This is a genomic window from Peribacillus sp. NPDC097197, from assembly GCF_050278025.1.
Taxonomy (GTDB): domain Bacteria; phylum Bacillota; class Bacilli; order Bacillales; family DSM-1321; genus Peribacillus.
In genome coordinates, this window is the sequence record NZ_JBNNST010000019.1 from 13,047 (window position 1) to 37,979 (window position 24,933).

General features: G+C 33.7%; 25 protein-coding genes. 1 reads left to right on the forward strand and 24 read right to left on the reverse strand.

Annotated features, from left to right (window positions below):
- Nucleotides 1–7: 7 nt before the first annotated feature.
- From ACQKL6_RS18315 to ACQKL6_RS18425, 23 genes are all read right to left on the reverse strand, one after another.
- Nucleotides 8–748: a glycosyltransferase family 32 protein gene (locus ACQKL6_RS18315; RefSeq protein ID WP_427651697.1), complete on the reverse strand. Its 741-nt coding sequence runs from the start codon at nt 746–748 to the stop codon at nt 8–10.
- Nucleotides 749–751: 3 nt separating this feature from the next.
- Nucleotides 752–1,090: a helix-turn-helix domain-containing protein gene (locus ACQKL6_RS18320; protein WP_402988698.1), complete on the reverse strand. Its 339-nt coding sequence runs from the start codon at nt 1,088–1,090 to the stop codon at nt 752–754.
- A 69-nt stretch (nt 1,091–1,159) separates the two neighbouring features.
- Nucleotides 1,160–2,266 carry a DegT/DnrJ/EryC1/StrS family aminotransferase gene (locus tag ACQKL6_RS18325; protein ID WP_427651727.1) on the reverse strand — a complete coding sequence of 369 codons (1,107 nt, stop codon included), beginning with the start codon at nt 2,264–2,266 and terminating at the stop codon, nt 1,160–1,162.
- Between the two features lie 49 nt (nt 2,267–2,315).
- Nucleotides 2,316–2,960 (reverse strand): acetyltransferase, encoded by a 645-nt coding sequence (locus ACQKL6_RS18330; protein ID WP_427651698.1) that lies wholly within the window; start codon nt 2,958–2,960, stop codon nt 2,316–2,318.
- On the reverse strand, nt 2,957–3,571 hold the full coding sequence (locus ACQKL6_RS18335; protein WP_427651699.1) for a sugar transferase: 615 nt from the start codon (nt 3,569–3,571) through the stop codon (nt 2,957–2,959). Before ACQKL6_RS18335 ends, ACQKL6_RS18330 begins: the two co-directional genes overlap by 4 nt.
- A gap of 19 nt (nt 3,572–3,590) precedes the next feature.
- Nucleotides 3,591–3,734, reverse strand: a complete 144-nt coding sequence (locus ACQKL6_RS18340; protein WP_427651700.1) for a hypothetical protein — start codon at nt 3,732–3,734, stop codon at nt 3,591–3,593.
- A gap of 14 nt (nt 3,735–3,748) precedes the next feature.
- Nucleotides 3,749–4,822: a UDP-glucose 4-epimerase GalE gene (galE, locus tag ACQKL6_RS18345; RefSeq protein ID WP_427651701.1), complete on the reverse strand. Its 1,074-nt coding sequence runs from the start codon at nt 4,820–4,822 to the stop codon at nt 3,749–3,751.
- A 25-nt stretch (nt 4,823–4,847) separates the two neighbouring features.
- Nucleotides 4,848–6,047 carry a glycosyltransferase gene (locus ACQKL6_RS18350; RefSeq protein WP_427651702.1) on the reverse strand — a complete coding sequence of 400 codons (1,200 nt, stop codon included), beginning with the start codon at nt 6,045–6,047 and terminating at the stop codon, nt 4,848–4,850.
- A 510-nt stretch (nt 6,048–6,557) separates the two neighbouring features.
- Complete coding sequence (locus ACQKL6_RS18355) at nt 6,558–7,640, reverse strand: EpsG family protein (protein WP_427651704.1); 1,083 nt, start codon at nt 7,638–7,640, stop codon at nt 6,558–6,560.
- A gap of 22 nt (nt 7,641–7,662) precedes the next feature.
- Nucleotides 7,663–8,544: a glycosyltransferase family 2 protein gene (locus ACQKL6_RS18360; RefSeq protein WP_427651705.1), complete on the reverse strand. Its 882-nt coding sequence runs from the start codon at nt 8,542–8,544 to the stop codon at nt 7,663–7,665.
- Nucleotides 8,545–8,551: 7 nt separating this feature from the next.
- Nucleotides 8,552–9,658 carry a glycosyltransferase family 1 protein gene (locus ACQKL6_RS18365; protein ID WP_402988677.1) on the reverse strand — a complete coding sequence of 369 codons (1,107 nt, stop codon included), beginning with the start codon at nt 9,656–9,658 and terminating at the stop codon, nt 8,552–8,554.
- A complete protein-coding gene (locus tag ACQKL6_RS18370) occupies nt 9,643–10,797 on the reverse strand; it encodes a glycosyltransferase family 4 protein (RefSeq protein WP_427651706.1) in 1,155 nt (384 codons plus the stop codon). Before ACQKL6_RS18370 ends, ACQKL6_RS18365 begins: the two co-directional genes overlap by 16 nt.
- Before the next feature lie 35 nt (nt 10,798–10,832).
- A complete protein-coding gene (galU, locus tag ACQKL6_RS18375; protein WP_402988671.1) occupies nt 10,833–11,711 on the reverse strand; it encodes a UTP--glucose-1-phosphate uridylyltransferase GalU in 879 nt (292 codons plus the stop codon).
- A gap of 12 nt (nt 11,712–11,723) precedes the next feature.
- Nucleotides 11,724–13,550 (reverse strand): polysaccharide biosynthesis protein, encoded by a 1,827-nt coding sequence (locus ACQKL6_RS18380; protein ID WP_427651707.1) that lies wholly within the window; start codon nt 13,548–13,550, stop codon nt 11,724–11,726.
- A gap of 279 nt (nt 13,551–13,829) precedes the next feature.
- Nucleotides 13,830–14,534 carry a CpsD/CapB family tyrosine-protein kinase gene (locus ACQKL6_RS18385; protein ID WP_427651708.1) on the reverse strand — a complete coding sequence of 235 codons (705 nt, stop codon included), beginning with the start codon at nt 14,532–14,534 and terminating at the stop codon, nt 13,830–13,832.
- A gap of 39 nt (nt 14,535–14,573) precedes the next feature.
- Nucleotides 14,574–15,293: a YveK family protein gene (locus ACQKL6_RS18390; protein ID WP_427651709.1), complete on the reverse strand. Its 720-nt coding sequence runs from the start codon at nt 15,291–15,293 to the stop codon at nt 14,574–14,576.
- A 118-nt stretch (nt 15,294–15,411) separates the two neighbouring features.
- Nucleotides 15,412–17,202, reverse strand: coding sequence for an ABC transporter ATP-binding protein (locus tag ACQKL6_RS18395; RefSeq protein ID WP_427651710.1), 1,791 nt, complete (start codon nt 17,200–17,202; stop codon nt 15,412–15,414).
- Nucleotides 17,199–18,386, reverse strand: coding sequence for a nucleotidyltransferase domain-containing protein (locus tag ACQKL6_RS18400; protein ID WP_427651711.1), 1,188 nt, complete (start codon nt 18,384–18,386; stop codon nt 17,199–17,201). Before ACQKL6_RS18400 ends, ACQKL6_RS18395 begins: the two co-directional genes overlap by 4 nt.
- 1 nt (nt 18,387) lies before the next feature.
- Nucleotides 18,388–18,861, reverse strand: coding sequence for a lasso peptide biosynthesis B2 protein (locus tag ACQKL6_RS18405; RefSeq protein WP_427651712.1), 474 nt, complete (start codon nt 18,859–18,861; stop codon nt 18,388–18,390).
- A 30-nt stretch (nt 18,862–18,891) separates the two neighbouring features.
- Nucleotides 18,892–19,188 carry a lasso peptide biosynthesis PqqD family chaperone gene (locus ACQKL6_RS18410; protein WP_427651713.1) on the reverse strand — a complete coding sequence of 99 codons (297 nt, stop codon included), beginning with the start codon at nt 19,186–19,188 and terminating at the stop codon, nt 18,892–18,894.
- Nucleotides 19,181–20,116 carry an HPr kinase/phosphorylase gene (locus ACQKL6_RS18415; protein ID WP_427651714.1) on the reverse strand — a complete coding sequence of 312 codons (936 nt, stop codon included), beginning with the start codon at nt 20,114–20,116 and terminating at the stop codon, nt 19,181–19,183. The genes ACQKL6_RS18410 and ACQKL6_RS18415 overlap by 8 nt, the downstream gene beginning before the upstream one ends.
- A gap of 114 nt (nt 20,117–20,230) precedes the next feature.
- On the reverse strand, nt 20,231–20,362 hold the full coding sequence (locus ACQKL6_RS18420) for a paeninodin family lasso peptide (protein ID WP_427591263.1): 132 nt from the start codon (nt 20,360–20,362) through the stop codon (nt 20,231–20,233).
- A gap of 4 nt (nt 20,363–20,366) precedes the next feature.
- Nucleotides 20,367–22,325 carry a lasso peptide isopeptide bond-forming cyclase gene (locus tag ACQKL6_RS18425; RefSeq protein WP_427651715.1) on the reverse strand — a complete coding sequence of 653 codons (1,959 nt, stop codon included), beginning with the start codon at nt 22,323–22,325 and terminating at the stop codon, nt 20,367–20,369.
- 694 nt (nt 22,326–23,019) lie between these two features.
- On the opposite strand from ACQKL6_RS18425, the gene ACQKL6_RS18430 reads away from it, so the two are divergent.
- Nucleotides 23,020–23,688 carry a VTT domain-containing protein gene (locus tag ACQKL6_RS18430; protein WP_427651716.1) on the forward strand — a complete coding sequence of 223 codons (669 nt, stop codon included), beginning with the start codon at nt 23,020–23,022 and terminating at the stop codon, nt 23,686–23,688.
- A 74-nt stretch (nt 23,689–23,762) separates the two neighbouring features.
- On the opposite strand, the gene speD is transcribed toward ACQKL6_RS18430, so the two are convergent.
- Entirely contained in the window at nt 23,763–24,578 is an 816-nt protein-coding gene (gene speD, locus ACQKL6_RS18435) for an adenosylmethionine decarboxylase (protein WP_402959345.1), read from the reverse strand.
- Between the last annotated feature and the right edge of the window lie 355 nt (nt 24,579–24,933).

Consider the following 24,933-nt stretch of genomic DNA (forward strand, 5'->3'; position numbering starts at 1 on the left):
CCTCCACCTATGACTTTTTTGATAACTCTCTAAGTTTAACTAAATTTTCACCACCTATCACATAAGATAAAAATTTCTTCATATTACTTTTAAGTCTTACTTTTGCAGGAAGCCAACTTTTATAAAAATGATGCATAGCATAAGTCTCATCGGTTATATACTTACGACAATTTATATAGTCATAGGGCGAAAAGTAAGTTTGTGGATAAAAGGTACCAGTATCTTTAAGTTCTTGGTACTTTCCATTTTTTTTCACACCTGATTCTTCTAGTATTTTGGTTACAATCGCTACATTTGTTAACTGATCTAAGCTACCATCTTCTTTTATGAAACTTTTCTTCTCGTATGAATCAAGAAACATTTTTATTAACTCATTCTCTTTAGCTGCTCCAATCGTACTTGTTGCAATGTAATTTTCCTGTTCAAATCCCCAAAACGAATCATGGTGAAGCAAATCATCGAAAGGTTTAAAGATTTCCACGTCAGTGTCTAAGTAAATACCCCCCATATGATATAAGGTATGAACACGAACATAGTCGCTGACAAAAGCAAATTTCTGTGTTGTGTATGCTTCTTGTACATAGGTATTTATATTAAGGTTAAAATTATCTTCATTCCATTCAATGATTTCATATTCAGAAAGGTGTTTACTCCAACTATCCATACATTTCTTTACAATTTCAGGCTTTTCTTTTCCTCCGAACCAACAGTAGTGTATAACTTTCGGAATTTTATTATTTAGATTCATAAATTAATCCCTCTTATTTTGCCATTTAATGAACTCAATTAACGGTTTGTACTCTTTTATTTGGTCTTTTTTAAGACCATTTTTTTTTAGTTCCTCCACAAAATCTATCCATTCTTTTTCTAAGTAGCATGGATTAACCTTGGTAGTTTCTTGTTTTAGTAGTGTTACGAAGTCAACATTTAATACGTTCGCAATTTTCTCCATAACTTGCAATGAGGGATTTTTATTAAGGTTACGTTCTATATTACTTAGATAAGACTTCGAAATTTTTGCCTGTTGAGCAAGTTCAGATAAGGTATAACCTCTTCTCTTTCTTAACTCTGAAATATTTTTTCCAATCATATGTTTACCTCTTCAATGTTTTTTCCATTTACCAATTAGAGTAATGGATTAATGGAGTGTAACCATTCTTTATGTTAATGCTTTTTTTATTGAATGAATTACTCTCAGTTGATCGTCATGGGTCATATTGGACCCAGATGGCAGACAGATACCCGTCTTGAAAAGATGTTGAGAAACATCAGTTTCTTTAGTATGAGGATAGTAATTGTAATTCTTAAAAAGAGGTTGCAAGTGAAGTGGTTTCCAGACATGTCGTGCCTCAATATTTTCTCCTTCAAGAAAATTTAGTAGTTCAGGTATAGGAATCTTTATTTCTTTTTCATTCATTGTCAATGCTGTCAGCCACCGATTAGATTGGGTATTTTCTAATTCGGGCATAAATGTAATTCCAGGTAGATAAGCCATTTCTTGATAATATAGATTGTAAATTTCTCTTCTGGCTTTTACTCTATCCGTTAACACCTCTAGTTGACTTCTCCCAATTCCTGCAAGAATGTTGCTCATTCGATAATTGTAACCCAATTCACTATGCTGATAATGAGGGGCTGTATCTCTTGCTTGAGTGGCTAAAAACCGAGCTCGTTCCATTGCTGAAGTATTATTAGAAACAATCATTCCCCCGCCAGAGGTTGTAATGATTTTATTTCCGTTAAATGAATAAATACCTAAGTCTCCAAATGTACCACTGGCTTTTCCTTTATAAGTGGCTCCAAGTGACTCTGCTGCATCTTCAATTATTGGAACTTCATACTGATTACAGATTGTTAGCAGTTCATCCATTTTAGCGGGTTGACCATATAGATTCACAATGATTACAGCCTTTGGAAGCTTTCCTGAATTAGCAGCTTCTGTAAATGCTTTTTCTAAGGCAAGTGGTGACATATTCCAAGTTTCCGGCTCTGAATCAATGAAAATAGGTTCAGCATTCTGATACAGAATTGGATTTGCAGTTGCAACGAATGTAAGACTTGAGCAAAAAACTGAATCTCCTTTCTTCACATTCAATAAAGAAAGAGCCAAATGAATCGCTGCAGTTCCAGAACTGACTGCAACGGCTTCTTTCACTCCTACATTTTCTGCTAATTCTTTTTCAAAAGCATCAATATTTGGTCCTGTTGGTGCAACCCAATTTGTTTCAAAAGCTTCTTTAATATACTTCTGTTCATTTCCGCTCATATGTGGTGATGAAAGGAAAATCCGCTTTTTAATAGTAGCATTTAACACTTTACACACCTCCTAATCCTATTTCATTTTTCAACCTGGCTGGAGTACCGACAGCTAAACTATAAGGTGGAATGTTATTAATAGCTGTAGCTCCAGCTCCGATTACGGACCATTCTCCAATTTCCACATTCGGTATTAGTGTAGAGCCGGCACCAATATGGACTCCTTCTTCTACCTTGACAGAACCAGTTAATGTAGCATGAGGTGATATATGTACAAAGTCTCCAATGTTGTTATCGTGTTCAATCACAGCACCAGTATTGATAATTGAATGACGACCAATTTTAGCGTCTGCATTAATGACTGAAAATGGCATGATTACTGTACCTACACCTATTTGTGTACTAGAGCTAATAATTGAAGAAGGGTGCTGTAACGTTACATAAAAAGAGTCAGGTATATTCATTTCATGAACAATCTTTTTCCGAACATGGTTGTCACCTATTGCGATAATGAACTTTATATCCGTGAAATGATCTAGTAAATTAGATACCGTTGAAAGCGGTGCGAAAAAAAGATGTTCTTTAACGAGTGTTTGTTCAAATTTGTCGTCTAAAAATCCAATAATCTCATAGCCCTTAATTGAATCTATTATGTCTTTTATAACTTTACTGTGACCGCCTTCTCCAATTATTACAATTCTCATCTCTGCTCCTCTCTTTCGTTACTAGCTGAGCCCTTAAAAGGACTCATGGTTACATGTGTTGCTGAATTTATCCCTTCAGATTGAATCACTTTGTATACCGTGAATAATAAAATTTTAATATCTAGTAGGAATGTACGATGATTTACATACCAAACATCCAAATTGAATTTTTCTTCCCATGTTATTGCATTTCGTCCATTTATCTGTGCCCATCCAGTAATACCAGGGCGAACATGATGACGTTTAGCTTGATCTTCTGTATATAACGGAAGGTATTCCATTAAAAGCGGACGTGGCCCTACTAAACTTAAATCTCCTTTAACAACATTAACTAGCTGAGGCAATTCATCTAGGCTGAACTTTCTAAGTAAGTTACCAAATGGAGTTAATCTCAAATGATCTGGAAGAAGTTTCCCTTTATCATCCTTTTGATTATTCATGGAACGAAACTTGTAAAGATAAAACGGAGTTCCGTTTAGACCTGGTCTCATCTGTTTAAAAAGAATAGGTGATCCAAGTCTAATCTTTATTAAGACACCAATAAATAAGATTAGTGGGCTTAAGCATAGTAATAAAATGATTGATATGAATAAATCAAACATTCTCTTCATATTTTCACTTCCAGCGGATTTATTTACGGTTTGAAACAACTAATTGTTGTTTGATTTCTTCTATTAAATTAGAAACATTCATGTTTTCTGATTCCGTACCCAATTTGTATGCATGTAATAATAGATTTTTGAACTTTTCCTTATTTAGTTCTTCTTGTTCCATTCTTTTCACCATTTCTATTTATTTTGTATTAAAAAATCCTCACTTTGTTCCAAGTGAGGATTTTCTATTTCTTGTTTCTTTTTGTATCCATTAGGATTTTGAGATTGCCATCTCCAAGAATCTCGACACATATCATTGATGCTTCTCTTTGCAGTCCAGTTCAATTCATTTTCGGCTTTCGAAGGATCAGCATAGCAGACTGCAGCATCTCCTGGTCTAGGTTGTGTAATTTTAAATGGAATGTTAACACCTGTTGTTGATTCAAATGCTGATAAGACTTCTAAGACGCTGTAACCTTTTCCAGTACCAAGGTTATAGATATTTACTCCAGATGCTTTTAGAGTTTTATCAAGTGCTAATACATGACCGTGTGCAAGATCGACTACATGAATATAGTCTCTGACACCTGTACCATCGATAGTTGGATAATCTTTCCCAAAAACTTGAAGTTCTTTTAATTCTCCTACGGCTACTTTAGTGATATATGGCAACAGATTATTAGGAATTCCACAAGGATCTTCACCTATCTCTCCACTTTCATGAGCACCAATCGGATTGAAGTACCTTAGAATTGAAATGCTCCATTCATTATCTGATATATATAAATCCTGAAGTATTGCTTCAATCATTAACTTGGTTCTTCCATATGGATTCAATGCTTGTAAAGGAAAATCTTCTGAAATGGGTACACTCTCTGGCATCCCATAAACAGTAGCAGAAGAACTAAATACAAGTTTTTTTACTTTGTATTTTTGCATGAGTTCACAAAGAATAATGGTTGACGCAATATTGTTTTTAAAATATTTGAGAGGATAATCGACTGATTCTCCTACTGCTTTAAGTCCAGCAAAGTGGATAACGGCATCTATTTTATTTTCTATAAACACCTTCTCGAAAAGATCTCGATTTAAAAGGTCGACCTGATAGATCTTAATTATTTTCCCTGTTATTTCACAAACACGCTTTAAGGATTCCGGTTTACTATTAGAAAAATTATCAACCACAATAATATCATAGCCCTTATTCAAGAGCTCAACACATGTATGGCTTCCTATGAATCCAGCTCCGCCGGTTATTAGTATTGCCATTAGAATTTATCCCCCTCATTTATTATTACACTTCAAATAAACGATAGATTTTATTTATTTCATTTTCGTTTCCGTAATCTCTAGAAAGAACATTCGATATCAATGTCCTTTGCAATTCTTCATTCTTAATTATCTTCCGAAGCCCTCTAACAATTCCATCTTTACCGCACTCTGTAATTAAAGCATCAACACCACTTATCGCCTGACTTTTAGCGGTAGGAAAATTAGTTATCACTACTGGTTTACCCAGCACTTGTGCTTCACGAATTGTTACCGCTTTACCTTCATAACGTGAAGGTTGAACGTAAATATCACAAGCTTCAATATACGGATATGGATTAGTTTTCTTTCCTAATAAAATAAAATGTTTATCTACACCCAACTCTTTGATCAAATTTTTTAATTCATTTTCAAGAGGTCCATAACCAATTACATACCACTCAATATCAAATCCCTCCATCAACAATTCTTTACATGCCCTTACTGCTTCATCTAAACCCTTTGCATGTGTTAAACGGCCCACTGTTACTAATATCGTTTTACCAGGTAGTTTAATGATTTCTTTTGGAATCTCTACCATCGCTTGTTCTCTAACAAAATCTGGAGAAAGAATATTTTCAATTACTGTTGTTTTTTCTTTGAAATCAGGAAAATTATTTAAAAATGTTTGGGAACATTCTTCTGAAACCACTACGATTTCATCAATCTTCCCCCACATTTTCTTCTCTATTTTCTTATTCACATAAATATTTGAATAATCGGTATGAATCCAACCAATTTTTTTCTTGGCTTGTACCTTATCTCCGATAAAATGATGTGGCCATAGAAAACCTATGGCCACATCATATTCTTTATTTTGTTTTGGCAGCAAACGATTAGAGAACTCCCAGCCATATTGAATGGATAAATAACCTGGCTCTTCAACCTTTTTTACTTTTCCATGAAAAAGACCTGTATATTTTGCAATAATTCTAGAAATAGCAATTGGATAAAAACCGTCTTTCATTATTTGATGAATAGATTTTCTAAATGTTGTATAAGATGGTTCTTCCGGCAATAAAATGGGTCCGTCTGGAATAAAAGAAAGAAATTCTCCTTCATGTTTAAATAATAATAAATCGACGTCGTACTTATTATAATCGATTTGATTTAACAACCCTATGAGACTTCTTTCAACTCCGCCTATTGCCAAATCAAAAGAAGTAATCAAGATCTTTTTCTTCATTCTTAAAACCTCTTTTTCAGAATACTTCATATAGTTTTAGCCATTCTTTAACATTACTTTTAATATCATCAGAGCTTTATGAGTTAATTTTCTCTTGATATGGTTCCCTTTAAACCAATTATTACTGTGGGAATGACAAATCCTTATTTTAATTCCAACCATCATTGCTGCTAAAGCTTAAAAGCCAGCTTGATATTCAGAATGAGCATGAAGGGCTTGGTATGGATAAGAGGACATAATTTTAGCTAACCTTTTAAGATATTCTATAGGTCCGGATTTACCTAAACTTGGAGTTTTGAATAATTTTCCGCCTAAACTGATAATTTCATCTTCAAAATCTTGTTTATTATTTGAATGGGTAATAAAATCAAATTGAATTTTCTTTCTATCTATCTACATGTCTATATATATTCATAATAATCGTTTCGGCACCGCCACGATCCATTGCACTTACAATATGTAATATCCTCTTTGGAGAATTTAACCCATCCAATATTTTCACCTCCTCCCTCAAAATAAATTTTCTATAACATCACTTTTATATAAAATATTTAAACTGATGACATTTTCATAAAAATAAAAAATAAAAAACAAGACAAGAATTAAATAATATATTAGTTTTTGATCCTTTTTACTAAAAAGCTCAATAAGCCACGATATTAGAATCAGTTGGTATAAATTAAAGTAAATAGAGACCCTTGCAAATATCCATTGTTGTGTTGAAATGATCATAAAGACCAAGCCTAATAAAGCCATATTTACTATATAGTCACTTTTCGGAAATATATCTCGAAGTTTATCTTTGCCTAAGTATGCAATTAATAATGGTGCAGCACTTACTGCTACTCTTATTACACTGGCGCCACCTTCATTGAAATTTGAATAATCGCTATATTGAGTATCTTCTAAAGCTGTAAATAATAGAGATGTAAATCGACCAAAACCCAGGACGATAATTACTGAAAAAGTTAACCAAGCTAGAGTTGATTTAGTCCAAGCTTTTGTTCTTACTAAAAAATAAATAGGGAGTAGTATAAGTGCACTTTGATGAAAGGTCGATGCAATAAGAACTATTACAGCATACTTTATAAAATTCCCATTAATTAAATATTTGGTTGCAGTGAAAAAAATGGCTGCTGCTAGTACTTGACGTATTCCATTCATCGATACTAAATGCAACCCACCTGTAATATATACAAATGTACTCATCTCGAAAAAACGTGAGTATTTATATAGAACTACAATTATTAAAACATTTGTTATTAAAGCTGTAGTAAAGATCATGATCTGTGGATCTTCCGAAAAATACTTTAATATCATCTGTAAGATTCCAAAGCCCATATCTTTTTGTGAAGTGATATACTCCCATGTAAAGTCATTTTCTCTATAAATATTTTTGTAGTTGAAGGTATCACCAATATTTGTTCTTAAGCCTGAAATAAAGACCAGACACAAAACAACTCCAAAAACCCATATCTTATTAGGCTTGTAAATTTGAAAGCCAGTTGGTGTAATAAATGAATAAGTAGAAAAGTACCTTGCTAGGTATGAAAAAATTAATACAATGGCGAGATTCATCCAAAGTATGGTCATTTAAATAATTCCCTTCAATAACTTAAGACCTAGTTTTACTTATAATGAGTACATATAATAAGAAGCCAAAAGGAAAGGCAAATATAGTTGAAACTTTCTTAGGTGTTTCTAGGAATAGTTTCCGGTTTTTCATAAGAAGATTGCTAGAAACATAATGAATCGCTTGTTTATATTTAAAAAGATTACCTCCAAAGGGTAACTTCATTAGTTCTTTCCGATAAAATGAAAAGCCCATTGGATTTTTGAGGTATTGGTTATACATATTAAGAGAAGATCCATCAGGAAGGTATTCAACATGGCAAACCACTTCATTCATAAGTAACAATTCATATTGCTTATCCAGCATATAGTATTTATAAGCTAAACCTACATATTTCTCGTTTTTAAAAATGGGATAAGGATATAGCTTTGTTAAATCAGTACGGTAAACAAGTTTTTTATCTCCTGTAACACCATATTTGTTGTAAAGATCAAATAAAGTAGCAGAAAAAAGGTTCTCAGGTAACTTTGAACCGATGATTTGATGATTACTTGTTGCGTCTAGAGCTGCGATTCCACTGACCTTTGCACTGCCATGCTTTCGCCAAAATGATAGGATGTTTTCAATTGCCCCATCTGCCATATAGTCATCAGAATCTATACATACATTTAATTCAGTTTCTATTTGGTTGTAGGCTGTGTTATGCGCTCCATGCATTCCTTGATTTTCTTGCCAACAATACTTAATATCAATTTTATTTTCATTTATCCAACTAGCTACTAACTCTTTTGTATGATCTGTTGATCCATCATCAATGATTAACCAAATAAAATTTTTATTATTTTGACGAACTAAGCTTTCATAACATTTCCCGAGACAATAAGCTCTATTATAGGTTGGTGTAAACACTGTTAAAGTTTTCATTTTTGATTCACCCTGTCATTGATAAATAGTAATCTTTTATTTTATCGGCTGTTTCATATATGGAATACCCTTGTTTAGATAAGGAATCCGATTTAATAGTTCTTGTCGTGTTGCGACATGTTATTTCTAATAAATTAGCTACCCATGCTAAACAATTATCAATAGGGAGAAATTCAATAAGATTGATACCCAAATCTACCTCTTTTGAAATTCGATCGGATATCAGACATGGCAGCCCCGCTGCTTGAGCTTCTATAAGTGAAACTGGCAAACCTTCATGTAGAGAAGGAAAGACAAATACATCGAATGCTTGAAGTATTCGATTAATGTCACTACGGACCCCTATAAATTTAATTTTACTTTCTAGCTTAAGAGACTTAACTTTAGCTAAGATTTCTGGTTGTAAAGGACCATCTCCTACTAAGATTAAGATGGAATTCTCTTTTTGTTTATTAAAATTTGCAAAGATATCAATCAAATAAGTATGATTTTTTTGATGAGCAAATCTTCCGACATGACCTAAAACAAATGCATCATTTGCAATATTTAATTCTTTTCTCACTTTATATCTTATTTCAGATGAGAAAGAAAAAAGATTGTAATCAATCCCATTTTTTAAAATATTGGCATTGTTTTTTTCTTTAAATAACCATTTTGCTGCCTGTCTCGAACAAGCTAAAAAATTAGTTGCATTGGGCATGATTAATGTTCCTGCATACCATTTGTAAATTCTTACAGCCAAGCTTCCTTCACTTTGTGTATTATGACTATGTGAAATTCTTTTTGGTATTCCAGCTTTTTTAGCTGATTGAAGAACGAGCCCGCTCATTTTATCCATGTGGGCATGAACAACTTTATAGGTATGATTCTCCTTGAAAAATTCGTCTAATTGTTTTTTATATTTAAAATGTCCGACATCGGTAAGATATGGAATTCTATGAATTTTACCACCAAGATTTAAGATTTCAGTATCAAATACACCCTCTTTGGATGTAAGAAAATCAAATTGAATTTTCGAGCGGTCAATATTACGATATAAGTTCATGATAAGGGTTTCCGCTCCTCCCCTATTCATATTAACGACAACATGTAAGATTCTTAGTGGACTGCCCACATAATATCCTCCTTATCTATCATATATAATTTATAAATTTCGCTTTTTGCTTCTAGAATTTTTTTTGTACTATATTTATTTTCAATCATTTTCCGACCGTTTTTCCCGTATTTTATTCTCAGTTCACTATCGCCAAAAACCTTTAAGATTTTTTCTGTAAAATTACGTTCGTCATTTCTATCAATTAGCCACCCGTTTTGGTTATTCTTTACTAATTCAGAGTGACCTCTATTTTTAACCGCAACAACAGGTAGCCCACATGCCATTGCTTCCATAATATTAACCGGTAATCCTTCTCTTAAACTAGATGCTACAGCAAGATCACTTATCTTCAGTAACACATCAATATCATTCCGAAAACCTAGAAAGTCAACATTTTCACTTATACCTAGAGTCTCTGCCAGTTTCCGGCAGTCATCTAATAAAGGACCTTCTCCAGCCAATAGTAGCCGAGCATTTGGTATCTCATCCTTAATTAAGGAAAAAGATCGCAATAATAATTGTTGGTTTTTATTTTTATTAAATTCAGCCGCGTAGAACATAAGAAAATCATCATCACGATACCCTTTCTCTAATCTAAGTACAGATTTGTAAAAAGGAGAAACTGGATGAAAACGTTCTGTATCAACTCCAACACCATGAACATGTTTAATCTCTTGTGCTTTGAAGTTTCTTTTCCTTGCAAGTTGAAAATCCTCTTCATTGATTGTAATCAAACAATCTGTTAGTTTTGCCAAGTATTTTTCAATAGGATAGTAGAGCAGCCAGTTTATTAAAGGAGAACCTTTACAAAAATGGAATCCGTGTGCCGTATAGATCATCTTTGTTCCTTTTTCTCTTGCTTTCCGTCCAGCGAGCCTAGCAAGAACTCCTCCCATAGGAGTGTGACAATGAACAAGTTGAAAGTTGTTACTTTCAATGAGCTTTTCTAGATCTTTGTAGGCTTTAAGGTTTTCAATTTTAATCGGAGACCTTTGAATGGGTATAATATGCTTTTTATCAACAAAAGGAAGAACTAAATCACCATGTGCAGCTGTATGAACTTCATATCCTTGCTCTTTAAACCATTTAAAGTAAGGTAGGTGAAACGCTTCAAAATGATAATCCTTTGTTGCACAAAATAGGACTTTCTTCTCCATGAGTCACCGTCCTTTCCGTATCCATTTCAAGTTTTTCATTTAATTAATTCTCGATTCAATACTGTTGTTAAGTAATTTAATATATTTTCTCTTAAGTCCCCACGTTGTAGAGCCATTTCAATAGTTGTTTGAATAAAGCCCATCTTTTCACCTACATCATACCTGATGCCTTCAAAATCATACGCATAAACACTTTCATATTCATTCAAGCGGCTGATTGCGTCTGTTAATTGAATTTCATCACCTGCACCAGGAGGTTGGTCTCCAAGAATTTTGAAAATTCCAGGATTTAAAATATATCTTCCCATAATAGCTAAGTTTGAAGGTGCATCTTCTTGTTTTGGCTTTTCAACTAGACTTGTAACATTGTATAAACGGTTTCCAATCTCATTGGCTTCAATAATTCCATATCTGGATACTTCCTCATTAGAAACTTTTTGTACTCCAAGAATTGATGCTTTAGACATTTCATACTGTTCAATCATCTGTTGTAGACAAGGTTTTTTTGCATCTACAATATCGTCACCCAGCAAGACGGCAAATGGTTCGTCACCTATAAACTTACGCGCACACCATACTGCATGTCCTAATCCTTTAGGTTCTTTTTGTCTAATATAATGTATATCAACTAACTTAGAAGATTTCTGAACTTCCTTTAATAATTCAAACTTTCCCTTTTCGAAAAGGTTTTGTTCCAATTCAAAGGAATGATCGAAATGATCTTCTATTGCTCGTTTCCCCTTCCCAGTCACAATAATAATATCTTCAATGCCTGATTCAATTGCTTCTTCTACGATATATTGAATGGTAGGTTTATCAACAATTGGTAACATTTCCTTCGGCATAGCCTTTGTTGCCGGAAGAAATCTAGTTCCTAATCCTGCAGCCGGTATGATGGCTTTTCTAATTTTCAAGGTGATTCCTCCTTAGTTTGAGAGTGGCACCAGCGAAGGTGTGGTGATACGCTCATTGGCCAAATCAACAAGTATTTTTCGTAATGCTTCTTTATCCATATCTGAATAACTATTTATGATATCCTCAATTTCTTTAGAATAAAGTTTGCCTGTCTTGCCTACATATATATTGGGGTAGATTTGCTGTTCATGAATTTCTTCTTTATTTAACAATTCTTCAAATAGCTTCTCTCCCGGTCGCATTCCAGTAAATTCTATGGATATATCTTCTTCCGAATGCCCGGAAAGCTTGATCAAGTTTCTAGCCAGGTCTACAATTTTCACAGGATGTCCCATATCTAGCACGAAAATTTCGCCCCCTTTAGCAAGGGCCCCCGCTTGGATGACAAGCCTAGAAGCTTCTGGAATGGTCATGAAATAACGAATCATATCAGGATGTGTAACAGTAATGGGTCCACCCTTTTCGATTTGCTTGGTGAATAAGGGGATGACACTTCCACGACTGCCCAATACATTCCCAAAACGAACTGCAACAAATTTAGTTTCACTGTCCTTATTCATTTGCTGAATCGTCATTTCCGCGAGTCTTTTAGTTGAGCCCATTACACTTGTAGGATTAACGGCTTTATCACTTGAGATCATCACAAAGGTTTTTACTCCACTCCAACTGGCTGCATTGGCTGCATTCATCGTCCCAATCAGATTATTTTTGACTGCTTCTTCCGGATTTCGTTCCATTAGTGGTACATGTTTATGTGCAGCTGCATGATAGACGACATCTGGTTGATATGTAGCCATGACTGATAGCATTTTTTTATAATCCTGAAGATCAGCAATTTCTGTTATAAACTCTATTTTAGAGTTTTGATAGGTCTCTTTTAATTCCATTTCTATTGTATAAATACTGTTTTCTCCATGCCCAAGGAGAATTAATTTTGAAGGGTTAAACTTTGCAATTTGGCGACAGATTTCTGAACCAATAGAACCGCCAGCCCCAGTGACTAAGATGACCTTTTCGGTTACATATTCTGAAATTCCGTCGATATCCAGCTCCACCGGCTCTCTTCCAAGAAGATCCTGTACCTGTACATCTCTAAATTTGTTTACAGATACTTTTCCTGTCAGCAAGTCTTCTAACATAGGTAGGATTTGAGTTTTCGCATTGGTTTTTGCACATTCTTGAAATATTCGATTCATTTCCTGTTTATTTAACGAGGGAATGGCAATAACAATATGTTCAATATGTAAGGCTTCAACTTTTTTTGCAATTTTGCTTACTCCTCCAACTACTGGAATTCCTAAAATATCGAGCTTTTGTTTACGATAGTTATCATCAATAAATGCTACAGGTAATAAATCTACATCATTATTTTTTAGTAATTGCCTTGCAACCATCGTGCCAGCTGATCCTGCTCCTACGATTAACGTTCTTTTTTTATTTTCATCTTTTAGTAAATATTGATCTCTATACATTCTCCAGAAAAATCTAGAACCACCAATCAACAACATATGAAGTAGCCAAGTTACTGCTAATAAACGGTAAAAAACGTCTTGAAAAAGAAGTGCCTGCACAAGTCCTGTTATAAAAATTGATGCCGTAACCGTCTTGAAAATAATGACTAATTCCCCTATACTTGCATACTCCCAAGCCTTTTTGTATAAGTGAAAAGAAATGGCAAATAAATGATGGCTGAGTAGGAGTGTAATAGAGCTGAGCACTATTGGAATCGTAAAAACATAAATACTAGCATTTACTAAAAAACGACCTAAGAAAATAGCTGATATGACAATACACGAGTCTATTAATATAAATAGTGATAGTCTTTGCTTATACGTCAAACCAATTCACCTCACTTTTTCTTTTTATCTTTTTGTCGATAAAGTACTAATGCATACAGTTTTAAGTAAAACTGTATGCATTAGTACTTTAATAGAATATAGGGCATTTAACCCCTCCTCACCCCACACTCTTGACGACTGGCGTCTAAGGTTTTACAACCCACAGCATGAACGAGTGCCTCCATTTATAATGGCAAGGAGACATCACCAAATACTATTTACATGTAAAGGTTCATTAGTTCTTAATAAAGAACATCTAAGTGAAAAAAATTTGGTTAGTTAAATGATTCTATTGAATAATTTAGTAAGCCAATTTTGTGGATTTGAATTTAAAATGACCCCAACCATTTTATCTTCAACAAATTCAAGAATTCTCTTTGTTGCTAAAGCATTTTTCAACTGCGTTTTTCCATTATTAAATACGAGGACTATTCCATTGCAATAATTCGCCAATATTTTCGTGTCCGTAAATTCCAGTATGGATGGAGAGTCTATAAGAATCACATCATAAAGCTCTTCACAATGTGTTAAAAAATTTTGCATAACTGTCATACCTATAATTTCACCCGGATTGAAGGGAATAGGACCGCTAGTTAACACATCTAAATTTCCCATTCCTGTTTTGTACACCGTCTTCTCAAGTGATGAGTGAATTGAATCAGATAAAATATTAGTCAATCCGACTTTATTTGGAATCTTAAAAATCGAGTGAATAGTAGGATTTCTAAAATTAGCATCTATTAACAGAACCTTTTCTTTATTTTGGGCCATCGAAACTGCAAGGTTTGCTGCAGTAGTTGATTTTCCTTCTCCAGCTGTTGGTGAGGTAATCATGATAATATTCCTTTTTTTCGATATTGCTGAAAATTTGATGTTTGTTCGAATCGTTCTAAATTGTTCAGAGATTAGTGAATCTGGACTTGAATAAGCTATCAAATTTCTTTTATTAAGTTTATGACCTGATTTTTGTTGAATTATCGACATTTATTCCGCCTCACAATTCTACCCTAGCGTTTTGTAAGTTTAGCTTGCTGAGTTCTTCTCGAATTTCTGTATATTCTTTTTATTAATATTCGAATTCTTTTTATTCATTTTGGAAACGCATCCTATAACTGGGAACCCTATAGTTTCCTCGATTTCTTGCTCACTACGGACCGTATAATCCAGAGAATTAAATAGGAATGTTAAACCAATGCCAATAACTAATCCAACAATGCTACTCTTAATAATTGTCCCATTCCTGTCCCCATTAATTTGCGAGAAGTTTACTTTAGCTGGTGACAAATCTCTTATTTTTTTAAAGTTCACGATATTAGGCGCTTCCTCTTTAAATACTTGAGCCGTCTTATTGGCTATCTCGGCAGCCATATAAGGATCAGATGATATTACGCTTATACTTACAACTTCAGAATCTTCTACACTTGTAACGGTTATTGCTCCAGCTAAAGCCTCTGGAGACATTGGTAATTCCATTTCGTTAACAACCTTTTGTAAAACGGTTGTATCTTTTATGATTACTTGAAGTGTTTTCATTTTATCTTGATTAGCTTCTATGATAATTCTAGTGGATGACTGATATAGAGGTGTAGTTGATAAGGTTTTAAGATAGCCTGCGAGAGTGAATAATAGTGCTACGATAATAACAATCCATAATCTCCTACCAATGATTTCAAATAATTGTTTTACATTTATCTCTTTTGCTGATTTTTGATCTTCATAGATTGTATTGTATTTGTTTGACATAGAACCACCTTTTTCAATATTTTGTAAGGACTATACTGCTATTTTAGTTCGTTATAAAGAACAAGTCAACAAAACGTTACAAAGATATTAAAGTTTTAACATATTATTCTAATTTTTTTCAAGAAATAACTTCTAATTGATATCCTAATAGTTGGTTAAATAATCCTCTATTTTGGGCAAGTTCATGGAATCCTCCTTGTTGAATGATTTCACCTTGATCTAAAACAAGTACTTGATCAGCATTTGAAATGGTTGATAGACGATGTGCAATCACGACTATAGTCATATGACCTTTTAAGCTCTCTAGTGCTTTTTGAATTTTAGTTTCATTCTGGGTATCCAATGCACTTGTAGCTTCATCTAATATAAGAATTGCTGGTTTACGTAAAATGGCCCTAGCAAGGACAATTCTTTGGCGTTCACCACCTGATAGCCGTACTCCTCTATCTCCAATTTCGGTATCCATACCATACGGAAGTTGTTTTACAAAATCCGCAGCTGCGGAAAAGTGTAATGCCTCCCAGATTTGTTCTTCACTTGCATCAGGTTTCATTAATAATAGATTTTCCCTAATAGTAGCATTAAACAAAAACGGATCTTGCGAAATATAACTAATAGATTTTCTTAAGGATAATAAATTGTCGGAAGTAAGAGCTGCATGATCTATAAGGATTTCTCCTTTTTCAGGACGGTTTAAACCCAATATCATATCAATCAATGTACTTTTCCCCGCACCAGACCTACCTACAACAGCGGTCATTTGATTAGAGGGAATAAATAGATTAATATCTTTGAGCGCATATAAATCTTCTTTTGAATTATAACGATATGATACATGAGAAAATTCCAAACCCTTTTCGATTTTTAATGGTTTTATACTTTGATAATTACTCGTATTGATTTCTTTGGCCTCTGAACTTTGATTTTTGAGCTTTATTAGCGCCTTAAATGAAGGAATAACACTTACTAAATACTCCATATTAGATTGAATACCAGTGATTCTAGGCCATAATCTTGAAAAAATAACTAAAATCATTAGCATTTGTGCAGGTTGTGATTCGAAGTAACTAAAAGAAAAGAAAACTAAAAATGCTATGAGGAAAGCTGATACTAATTTATAAACCAAACTTGATAGAGTGTTTAGTTTTGTGAAATTGACATAATTCTTCTCCATTTTTTCACTTAAATTAAGAAAACTAGTTAATTGAGATTGTTCCATTGTATTGCTTTTTATATCTTTGATCCCATTAAAATGATCAGTTATTGTCCCTAAGTAATTTTGAGAAATTTGAAGGGTCTCTTCTCCTAAGGTTTGGGACTTCTTCAAAAAGGTTCTTGAGAAAACCATCAGTACTAACCCAAATAGGAGAATTAAACTAGTCATTTGATAGGATAACCAAAAGGCTAAACCAATTTGAATCATCGTAAATATTAACGAAGAAATAAATTGAAAAAATAAGCTAATTCCTCCACTCACACGAAACACTTCAGTAGTCATTAAATTGATAAGATCCGATTTTCGCTTATTTAGATAGAAAAACCAATTGGCCTGAATTAGGTTCCTATAAGTTTCCTCTCTTAAATACCTTGTAAAACTCTGTTGAATCCTAACATTTAAAATTAATTGTTGGCGTTGAAAGTAACCTTGGCCAATTATTAAAACGATAAAAACACTTAAGATAATAAGTAAGCTTATCATTTCAGGAATACCATCGAATAAATTAGAAGCCCATGATAATCTTGAATTTTCTCCTAGTTCTACAACACCAATGAGACCAAGTAAAGGTACTAATAAAAAAATGCCAATCCCTTCAAAAACACTAATTAAAAGCATGGCTATCATATTGACATATAAGATTTTACCTGCATATGAATGTATTTGTTTTGCGAAATATAGGAGTTCTTTCATTCCTTTGCCCTCCTAGAATAGGCACTTTTCTTTGTTATCCTCCATACTGTTAAGAAAGGACGTAAAGGAAAATATAAAAAATGAAGGTTCTTTGGCAATGGCAATGTCTCTAAATCAGTCGGGTAAGGATACATTATACTTAAGATATACAATGTTTTTTGTTGAAAGGACTGCAGAGAATATAAGTGTTTTTTATGGAAACGTGCAATATCATCAGGTAAGGGTTCTGTATGTAGGTTTACCATTCTTTCCAGATAGAATATAGATTCTTGAGCTAATGTTTGTGCCCGCGTCCCTCTTATCATAGATTCCATTTCTTTTTTTACTGATACACCCAACAGTTGAGAGGATAGAATGATTGCTTGACCACCTAAGTGTAGGCAATGATATTTTTTAAGTAATTTTGATAAAACCGACCAGTTTAATTCTTGGTCTAACAAGTGTTTAATGTCTAATAACCAACGAAGTCGTGACCAACCATGACGTGCTCCATGTGTTATCAAAAAAAAGCATAAGTCCTCTTTCCCTAACAAATTAATTGGAGAATTTGTGATTAGGTTAGTCCTTTTCCTTTCCCATAATTCATTAAAACATGGTTCCATTCCTGGTCCTGGATTTAATCTCCAATGTACTTCAATTTTCGTATTAGTTTCTTGATGAAAAAAGGCTATATGATGATGTCTCCATTTCCAGTCACCTAATACAGATTGAAAATAGTCATCTTTTACATATCCCATGCTAATAAGTAAATTCTCTACTTTACCAAGGTCTTCAAGCGGAACTAGAAAATCTAAATCACTTGATGTCCGAAGCGAAATATCACCATATAGCTCTAAACCTAACAGTGGTCCCTTTAAAAAGAGGGTGCGAATCTGATTGTTCCTTAAAGCATGACTTATATTTATCATGGTGGCAGTTAATTGCAACATATGAATAGTATTTTCTTGATATTTTGCCTGTAAGGTTTTTAAAACGAATGGTGGAACTTGTTCTTCTATCTTTTTCAACTTAGGATATAGTACAGGAAAAAGGCGATGATGCCATGTAAGATCTAAAAAAAGATCCCAATCAATCTCTTTTTTATTAAACCTTTTTAAAATGTCTTTATTATTTTCTATTTTCACAAGTTCCAGTAACAAGCTTAATTCTTCAGGTATATTGGCTACATTAAGAGCATTACCCATTTTATTCACCTTCAGCCTTTTTATTCCTGTTTTCCTTTGCAAAAGAAGCTACAACCGTAAATTTATTCATCGTTTCCGATCCTGATATATAATATGGACCACTACGCAACCATGCATGAGCAACTAAATTCCCTGTTTTTTCTTTAGCTGTCCCTAAATACAGAGTACTTTCAATCCTTCTTTTTTCAAGCATTTTCATTCCAGCAATTGCTTTTACAAGACATTCACTTTCCCAAAATGTATACCTACTCATAAGATGAATCGCTGCTGATACATTTTGTAAAGTTTGTTTATCAGATGTCTTAGTCGAACACGATGTTTCAGACATACTTTTTCCTAGAGTAGGAGCAACTCTTGAAAAATTCAACATTTTTAAATATCTTCCCCACGCTAAGTAACAGTAAGCCTCTATAAGCATAACTTGCATTTGACCACCTAACTTAAAGAACGTTCTGAATTTATTGAATAAAATCATATTTCCCTCCTATGACTCTACATCATAAATCTATGGAGCTTCCACTTGAACTAATCCTTCTTTTAATAATTGATTTAAAAAAATGGTTACTTGTTGCTCACATTCAGATTTATCTATTTCATATTGAGATTGAAGGGTTAAAATTAGTTTTTGAATGGAAATAGGTTTGCTCAATAATTCCCAAATTTCTCCTCCAGTTTCTCCTAGATTATAATACTTTCCATTTTTAATACTCAGCATTACCTTTTCTCCAGCCATGTCACTCACTAGATTCCCAGGGACCTGTTGTATTACATATTCTTCCTTAATAGCCGCACTATTAATCATATACTTTTTCCTCCCTATTCAATGTTTCTAATAGTAAATCTGTTATATCCTCTACAGTAAAATGAGAAGTTGGTCTACCTAATTGATACAACTGTATCTTATCGATAATTTTGGCCGTAATACTAAAATGCCATTCTATTAAATCCAAATCTGCAAGAAAAAAGTTACGATATGTATGTGTTAACAATGTATTGAGTTTCTGTAAATTTCCTTGTAATGAATGTAAATTTATTTCATCAGTTTCTATTTTGACCAATTCAATGACTCCTGCAAGTGGAATAGATTCCGAAGCGAAATGAGATTTGACAGGAACAGTGAATTTTGTTTCCCTTTCAATAATTGGCTGAAAATTATCCGATTCCATTCCAAAATAATCTAAGCTTTCTTGCCATAATTTCTGTTGAGGATAAGCTGGTGTTACAACAGGAACATTTTCACTATTTAAGCTGACTGGAACCACATCATCAGTAAGCAGTTGATATCCCCTTCTTATAAAGGCAGATGCAAGGGTTGACTTTCCTGCTCCAGAATCACCTATAATCGCATAAGCTTTTCCATCTATTACAACAGCACTCCCATGCAAAGGGAGAATTTTCCTTTGCAATAATATTGCACCCATACAAGTACCAAGTGTATATAATCGAATTTCATCTTCTTTAATAGGATCTAGAGGTGAAATAATAATCTTATTTCCACCTTGAATTAAAAAGATTGCCGTACCGGGAACAAAAAACATGACTGAATTTCTTTGAATGATAAATCCGTCGTTAATTAAATCTTCTTGTTCAGACCAAAGACTATATAACTCATCTTTTTCAATTACAATATCAATTTTCGGATTCAATTGTTCACTTTTATTTAATTCTGGAAATGAAATCTCACTAGAAAAAGTAAATCCGAATGCCTCATATATATTCATATCTTGCATGTAAATGTTCCCCCATTAGTTAAAGTAACTTTATTATGATATAAGGAGACCCCTATATAATCATACATATAGGGGATAACGATATATCATGATAATTTAACTTTTACTTCTTCATTAACTAAATGTTAGTTTGCCTCTTGGTGTGTCCGAAGGAAAAGTTGCGTCTGTAAAGTCCCCATCTTTTCCTAACATAGTCATATTGACATCAAGTAGTTCTAGTTTTGGTTTTTTCCATTCTTTTTTCATATTTTCACCCCCCCTCGGGTATTTTTTTTAGAAATCGATTAATAATTAGACTACGCATTAAAAGCTTGAGATTTGGGTCAATAGCTTGTTCAGGTTTAACCCCTGACTTAACCTTTGATAATCCATCTTGAATCACTTGAGCATCGACATATTTTAAAAGGTTTTTATCTGTATTCAATTGTTCCAGTTCAGTTTTATACGTTTCCCACTGAGGAATCATTCGATGCATCCAATCTACCCCTTGTACACCGCGAATAGTTTGGTTTAGTCTCACATTATCTGGTAAGTAGTTTACAGTTGATCTCCGAATTAGAGCCCTATCTAATCCATTTTGAACATATTGATGCTCTGGTAGAGACAAACAAAACCGAACTACACGTATATCATTAGAGGGATCCCTCTTCCATAATGAATAACGTAATGAAAGTTTCGTAGAAAGTGTATTTCCAGCATTCCAGTTAAAGACATCATCAAAATGTCTTTTTCTCATCTGATATATATTATCTGAGGAAGACATTTGTCCTCTTTGATTGATCCCTTGTTCACCGAATTTTTTATAAATTCCAGTATTCTCCGCAAATTCAGGATTAATAAGTTGAGGGTAACTAAAACTATTCGAGCTTTTATCTGGAAATATACGATCAATCATAGGAAAACCTATTCTTGCGATTAGAGGTAAATTTCTTAATCTAGCTCCACCTGCTTTTTTGCTATATTGGTTTAGTTCTTGAAAAAGCCGAACCCATTTTACCTTTTTTAATAGAATGGAATAATAATCTAAAGCTGAACCCCAGGAAATTGTAAAATTCCCTCGATCACCATTTAGTAATACACCCACTCCTTCCTCATTGGCTTTTTCAAATATGCCTTTTAACCAAAAGGAATTTTCGAAAAATTTATAAGGCATTTCCATTATTTCAAGAAAATCATCAATTTCAGAAAATGAATCTTTCCCTTGAAAGTTATAATAATGATCTTTAATTCCTCCTACAAACTCTACGGTTGATTTAATATAAGGCCTCTCATCTGCCATGTAATATCTTGGAGTAAAATCTTCAAAATCATCTGGAGGAATGTAACTAAAGGTATGTAATTCTTTATTCTGTTTTCTTAATGGTTGAGCAGCAAAACTAACAACGGCTCCTGAATCCAGACCACCACTTAATTGAGAACCTACTTTCTTATGTGTTCTTAACCGTGATGTAACGGCCTCTTGAAAGATACTTTGAAATGCCTCGATATACTCTTCATTTGATTTTAGTTTAAGAGTTTCAACTTCTGTTAAATACGAATACCTTTTAAAAGTTATTTTATTGTTTTCTATTGAAATGCTATGAGAAGGAGGTACTTGGTTAATAGTTAAATAAGGGGTAATGGAAGAATCCACCGCATCAATCATACCTGATATTACCAAATACTCAGCCAACCATTCCTCATTCAACCTCTTCTCGACATAAGGTAATGCAAGCAGCGGTTCTATCGTCGTTGAAAATGCTAATTTATCTTCATTCTTGAAATAATATAGAGTCCGACTTCCTGAAAAGTCTCTTGCCCCGAAAAGCTTGCGTTGTTTTTGATCCCAAATCATAAAAGCGAAATCACCCACTAAATACTTTGGTGTTTCATCTCCCCATTTATGGTAGGCTAGCAGGATTAACTGGCTATCGGTCATATATGGTCGATCCGATTTCTCTACCTGTAAGCGATTGAACAATTCATCTCGATTATCAATGATCGCATCAGCTGTTATCGCAAGTTGTCTAGCATAATCATAGAATGGCAGAGTTTCATTCACCGATTCAGGAGTGATCCACTGATTGTGGCAACCAAGGAAGATTTTTTCATCATTCCAAACTTGAATGCTATCGGCCGGGAACTTACGAAATGAATTCATTAATAGCTCTCCATGCTGGAGATCGATTGGTTCTTGATTTAAATGATAGAGTCCCGCGATTGCACTCATGTTCTCTTCCTCCCAGCGATGATTAAAAAAGCTTATTAAAGTCCTTTATTAACTACCTATCATAAAAAAAGATGTAAGATTACTTTTTCGTTCTTTATAAAGAACTTCTATATGTACAAAGTAACATCTCTCTCTATTAAATGTCAATAACTTGTAAATTGATTTGTACAATAATTAAATTTTTCCTTCTATTTCGACATTTACTTTATTTATCATGTATATATTTGGGTATAAAATTATTTAATATGTAGTCTTACAGAGATAATTCACCAAGAGATAATAAGAATTAAAACATTAAATTTTTTTACAAATTCTCTTTACTTTCATTGAATAAAGAAAAAGGCCATCTTATGAATTCCTCTTGAACTTGAACAATTTATATTTAATTTGGTTATCTTCACACCTGAGATTTTGCTAACAATCACAGAATAGCAGTCTTACCGCACTCTTCTCAACAAGGTGGGACCCATCCTTGAAGTCCTATACTCCAATACAAACATTTTTCGCCCCCCATTACATTTTAATACTCAATTCATCCCCATATTCCCAGTTATAAACCATTTACTTGGCATAATATAATATGTAATATTACTAAGGGTGTAAATATGGCTTTTTCCTTTCATCCGTCTCTAGACTTATTTTTATCAAACTGTATTCTAGAATTTTTTATTCTCATAAAGGAGGGTGCATTTATTTGCATAACCTTTTACATTTTACTCAATCGATCGATACGGATATGACTCAATATATCACTGTTTACGGTAAACAAATTTATGTCATTTTATTCATCATCATTTTCGCGAAGACGGCTTATATTGTTCTGACTTTCTTGCCTGGGGATGCGACTTTGTTTGCCAGCGGTACCATTGCTGCGATTGGACACTTGAGTTTCCCTACACTTTTGTTCCTTTTCTTCCTTGCAACTGTTGCGGGGGACGCCCAGAATTATTTTATCGGGAACCTGATTGGGAAATCCACGAAGAAAGAAAAGAAATACTCAGTATTTAAGTACATCCCAAATAAATCTATTGAAAAGACCCATCGATTTTTAACCAGTTATGGAAAATACGCGATTATGTTCTCCCGATTCGTTCCTTTACTTAGCACAACCTTACCTTTCATTAGTGGGTTCACACGTTATTCGTTCAAACGATTCATCGGGCACAATATGGTCGGAGCGATGGTCTGGACGATCACTTGGGTATGTGCAGGTTATCTACTCGGCAACCTTACATGGGTAGGTAGTCATTTATTCCTCTCATTGCTCGGCATTACTCTTATCAGTTTTATCCCTCCATTCATCGCGTTTGCTATTGAATATGCGAAAAAGAAAACGGCTGCCGCAAAAGTCCTTGAAATCTGACTTTTGCCTGCAGCCGTTTTGGCTTCAATTACTAATTTAGAGTTAACAAGTTATTCTTACCCAAGGTGCTAGTCTTACTTGGGTACCGGAACATTTGCCCCGTAAAAAATTTCATCCATTTCCGTTTGAAGCCTTTCGATAATTTCATCACGTTCAGCTGGTTTTAGTTTTTCTTCTGAATAACCAAATAGATAATTATTTAGTTCGAATCTTTTCAGTTTACATTTAGTATGAAAGATATTTTCTTGGTACACATTCACATCAATCATATCGTATAATCCCTTTACTTCATCAGGGATATAATTTTGAATGGAATTTATATCATGATCGATGAACAATTTGCGACCATTTGTATCTCTGGTAAATCCTCGAACCCGATAATCTATCGTGATGATATCGGTGTCAAAAGAATGAATCAGGTAATTAAGTGCTTTTAATGGAGAAATTTCCCCACACGTAGATACGTCAATATCAGCCCTGAATGTGCTGATTCCCTCATTGGGATGAAACTCAGGGTATGTATGAACCGTAATGTGGCTCTTATCCAATTGCATGACAACATTGTTCGGCAAAGGTCCAGGCGTTTCCTTATAGGTATCGGTGGGTACTTCTACGACGGGCCCCTCAGAAATAAGCATCGTCACGCTTGCTCCCTGTGGTATGTAATCCTGTTTGGCTGTATTCAAAACATGAGCTCCAATTAAATCCGATACATTCTTCAATATGCTAGAGAGTCTTTCCGCATTGTATTGTTCATCAATATATTCTAAGTATGCTTCACGTTCCTCTTTTGTTTTCGTATAACAAATATCATACATATTAAAACTTAATGATTTAGTAAGATTGTTGAAGCCATGAAGTTCAATTCTTTGCTCAGGTGTAATTTTCATGAACGATTCCCCTTAATTTTTTTACCAACCATATTTATAGTTACCCATTATTTGAGAATAGAAACTTTTAATTATCGTAGAGGAGTTTACCTATATATAACTTCTAAATTAAACTAAAATAGGTAATTGGAATTAAATGTATTTTCGATTGTTGTTTATATCTTAACCACTATTTAGATTTTAAATTGATATATTCTAGCGAGGTTGTTTTTGGAATACATATTTAAGATATTTTAATATTCTATAAAAAAGGTAGTTTTATTAATTTTTTTCTGGAAAATAGTTTTTTCAGGAAAAAATCCATCCCTGTTTAATCGGAATGGATTCTTTACAGTTATAAGTTTCAAAGCCCGTC

What these genes read in the sequence shown, in the direction of transcription:
- ACQKL6_RS18315 (WP_427651697.1), bottom strand. Translation starts at nt 748, where the DNA reads ATGAATCTAAATAATAAAATTCCGAAAGTTATACACTACTGTTGGTTC.
- ACQKL6_RS18320 (WP_402988698.1), bottom strand. Translation starts at nt 1,090, where the DNA reads ATGATTGGAAAAAATATTTCAGAGTTAAGAAAGAGAAGAGGTTATACC.
- ACQKL6_RS18325 (WP_427651727.1), bottom strand. Translation starts at nt 2,266, where the DNA reads ATGAGCGGAAATGAACAGAAGTATATTAAAGAAGCTTTTGAAACAAAT.
- ACQKL6_RS18330 (WP_427651698.1), bottom strand. Translation starts at nt 2,960, where the DNA reads ATGAGAATTGTAATAATTGGAGAAGGCGGTCACAGTAAAGTTATAAAA.
- ACQKL6_RS18335 (WP_427651699.1), bottom strand. Translation starts at nt 3,571, where the DNA reads ATGAAGAGAATGTTTGATTTATTCATATCAATCATTTTATTACTATGC.
- ACQKL6_RS18340 (WP_427651700.1), bottom strand. Translation starts at nt 3,734, where the DNA reads ATGGAACAAGAAGAACTAAATAAGGAAAAGTTCAAAAATCTATTATTA.
- galE (WP_427651701.1), bottom strand. Translation starts at nt 4,822, where the DNA reads ATGGCAATACTAATAACCGGCGGAGCTGGATTCATAGGAAGCCATACA.
- ACQKL6_RS18350 (WP_427651702.1), bottom strand. Translation starts at nt 6,047, where the DNA reads ATGAAGAAAAAGATCTTGATTACTTCTTTTGATTTGGCAATAGGCGGA.
- ACQKL6_RS18355 (WP_427651704.1), bottom strand. Translation starts at nt 7,640, where the DNA reads ATGACCATACTTTGGATGAATCTCGCCATTGTATTAATTTTTTCATAC.
- ACQKL6_RS18360 (WP_427651705.1), bottom strand. Translation starts at nt 8,544, where the DNA reads ATGAAAACTTTAACAGTGTTTACACCAACCTATAATAGAGCTTATTGT.
- ACQKL6_RS18370 (WP_427651706.1), bottom strand. Translation starts at nt 10,797, where the DNA reads ATGGAGAAGAAAGTCCTATTTTGTGCAACAAAGGATTATCATTTTGAA.
- ACQKL6_RS18385 (WP_427651708.1), bottom strand. Translation starts at nt 14,534, where the DNA reads ATGTCGATAATTCAACAAAAATCAGGTCATAAACTTAATAAAAGAAAT.
- ACQKL6_RS18390 (WP_427651709.1), bottom strand. Translation starts at nt 15,293, where the DNA reads ATGTCAAACAAATACAATACAATCTATGAAGATCAAAAATCAGCAAAA.
- ACQKL6_RS18395 (WP_427651710.1), bottom strand. Translation starts at nt 17,202, where the DNA reads ATGAAAGAACTCCTATATTTCGCAAAACAAATACATTCATATGCAGGT.
- ACQKL6_RS18400 (WP_427651711.1), bottom strand. Translation starts at nt 18,386, where the DNA reads ATGGGTAATGCTCTTAATGTAGCCAATATACCTGAAGAATTAAGCTTG.
- ACQKL6_RS18405 (WP_427651712.1), bottom strand. Translation starts at nt 18,861, where the DNA reads ATGATTTTATTCAATAAATTCAGAACGTTCTTTAAGTTAGGTGGTCAA.
- ACQKL6_RS18410 (WP_427651713.1), bottom strand. Translation starts at nt 19,188, where the DNA reads ATGATTAATAGTGCGGCTATTAAGGAAGAATATGTAATACAACAGGTC.
- ACQKL6_RS18415 (WP_427651714.1), bottom strand. Translation starts at nt 20,116, where the DNA reads ATGCAAGATATGAATATATATGAGGCATTCGGATTTACTTTTTCTAGT.
- ACQKL6_RS18420 (WP_427591263.1), bottom strand. Translation starts at nt 20,362, where the DNA reads ATGAAAAAAGAATGGAAAAAACCAAAACTAGAACTACTTGATGTCAAT.
- ACQKL6_RS18425 (WP_427651715.1), bottom strand. Translation starts at nt 22,325, where the DNA reads ATGAGTGCAATCGCGGGACTCTATCATTTAAATCAAGAACCAATCGAT.
- speD (WP_402959345.1), bottom strand. Translation starts at nt 24,578, where the DNA reads ATGAAAATTACACCTGAGCAAAGAATTGAACTTCATGGCTTCAACAAT.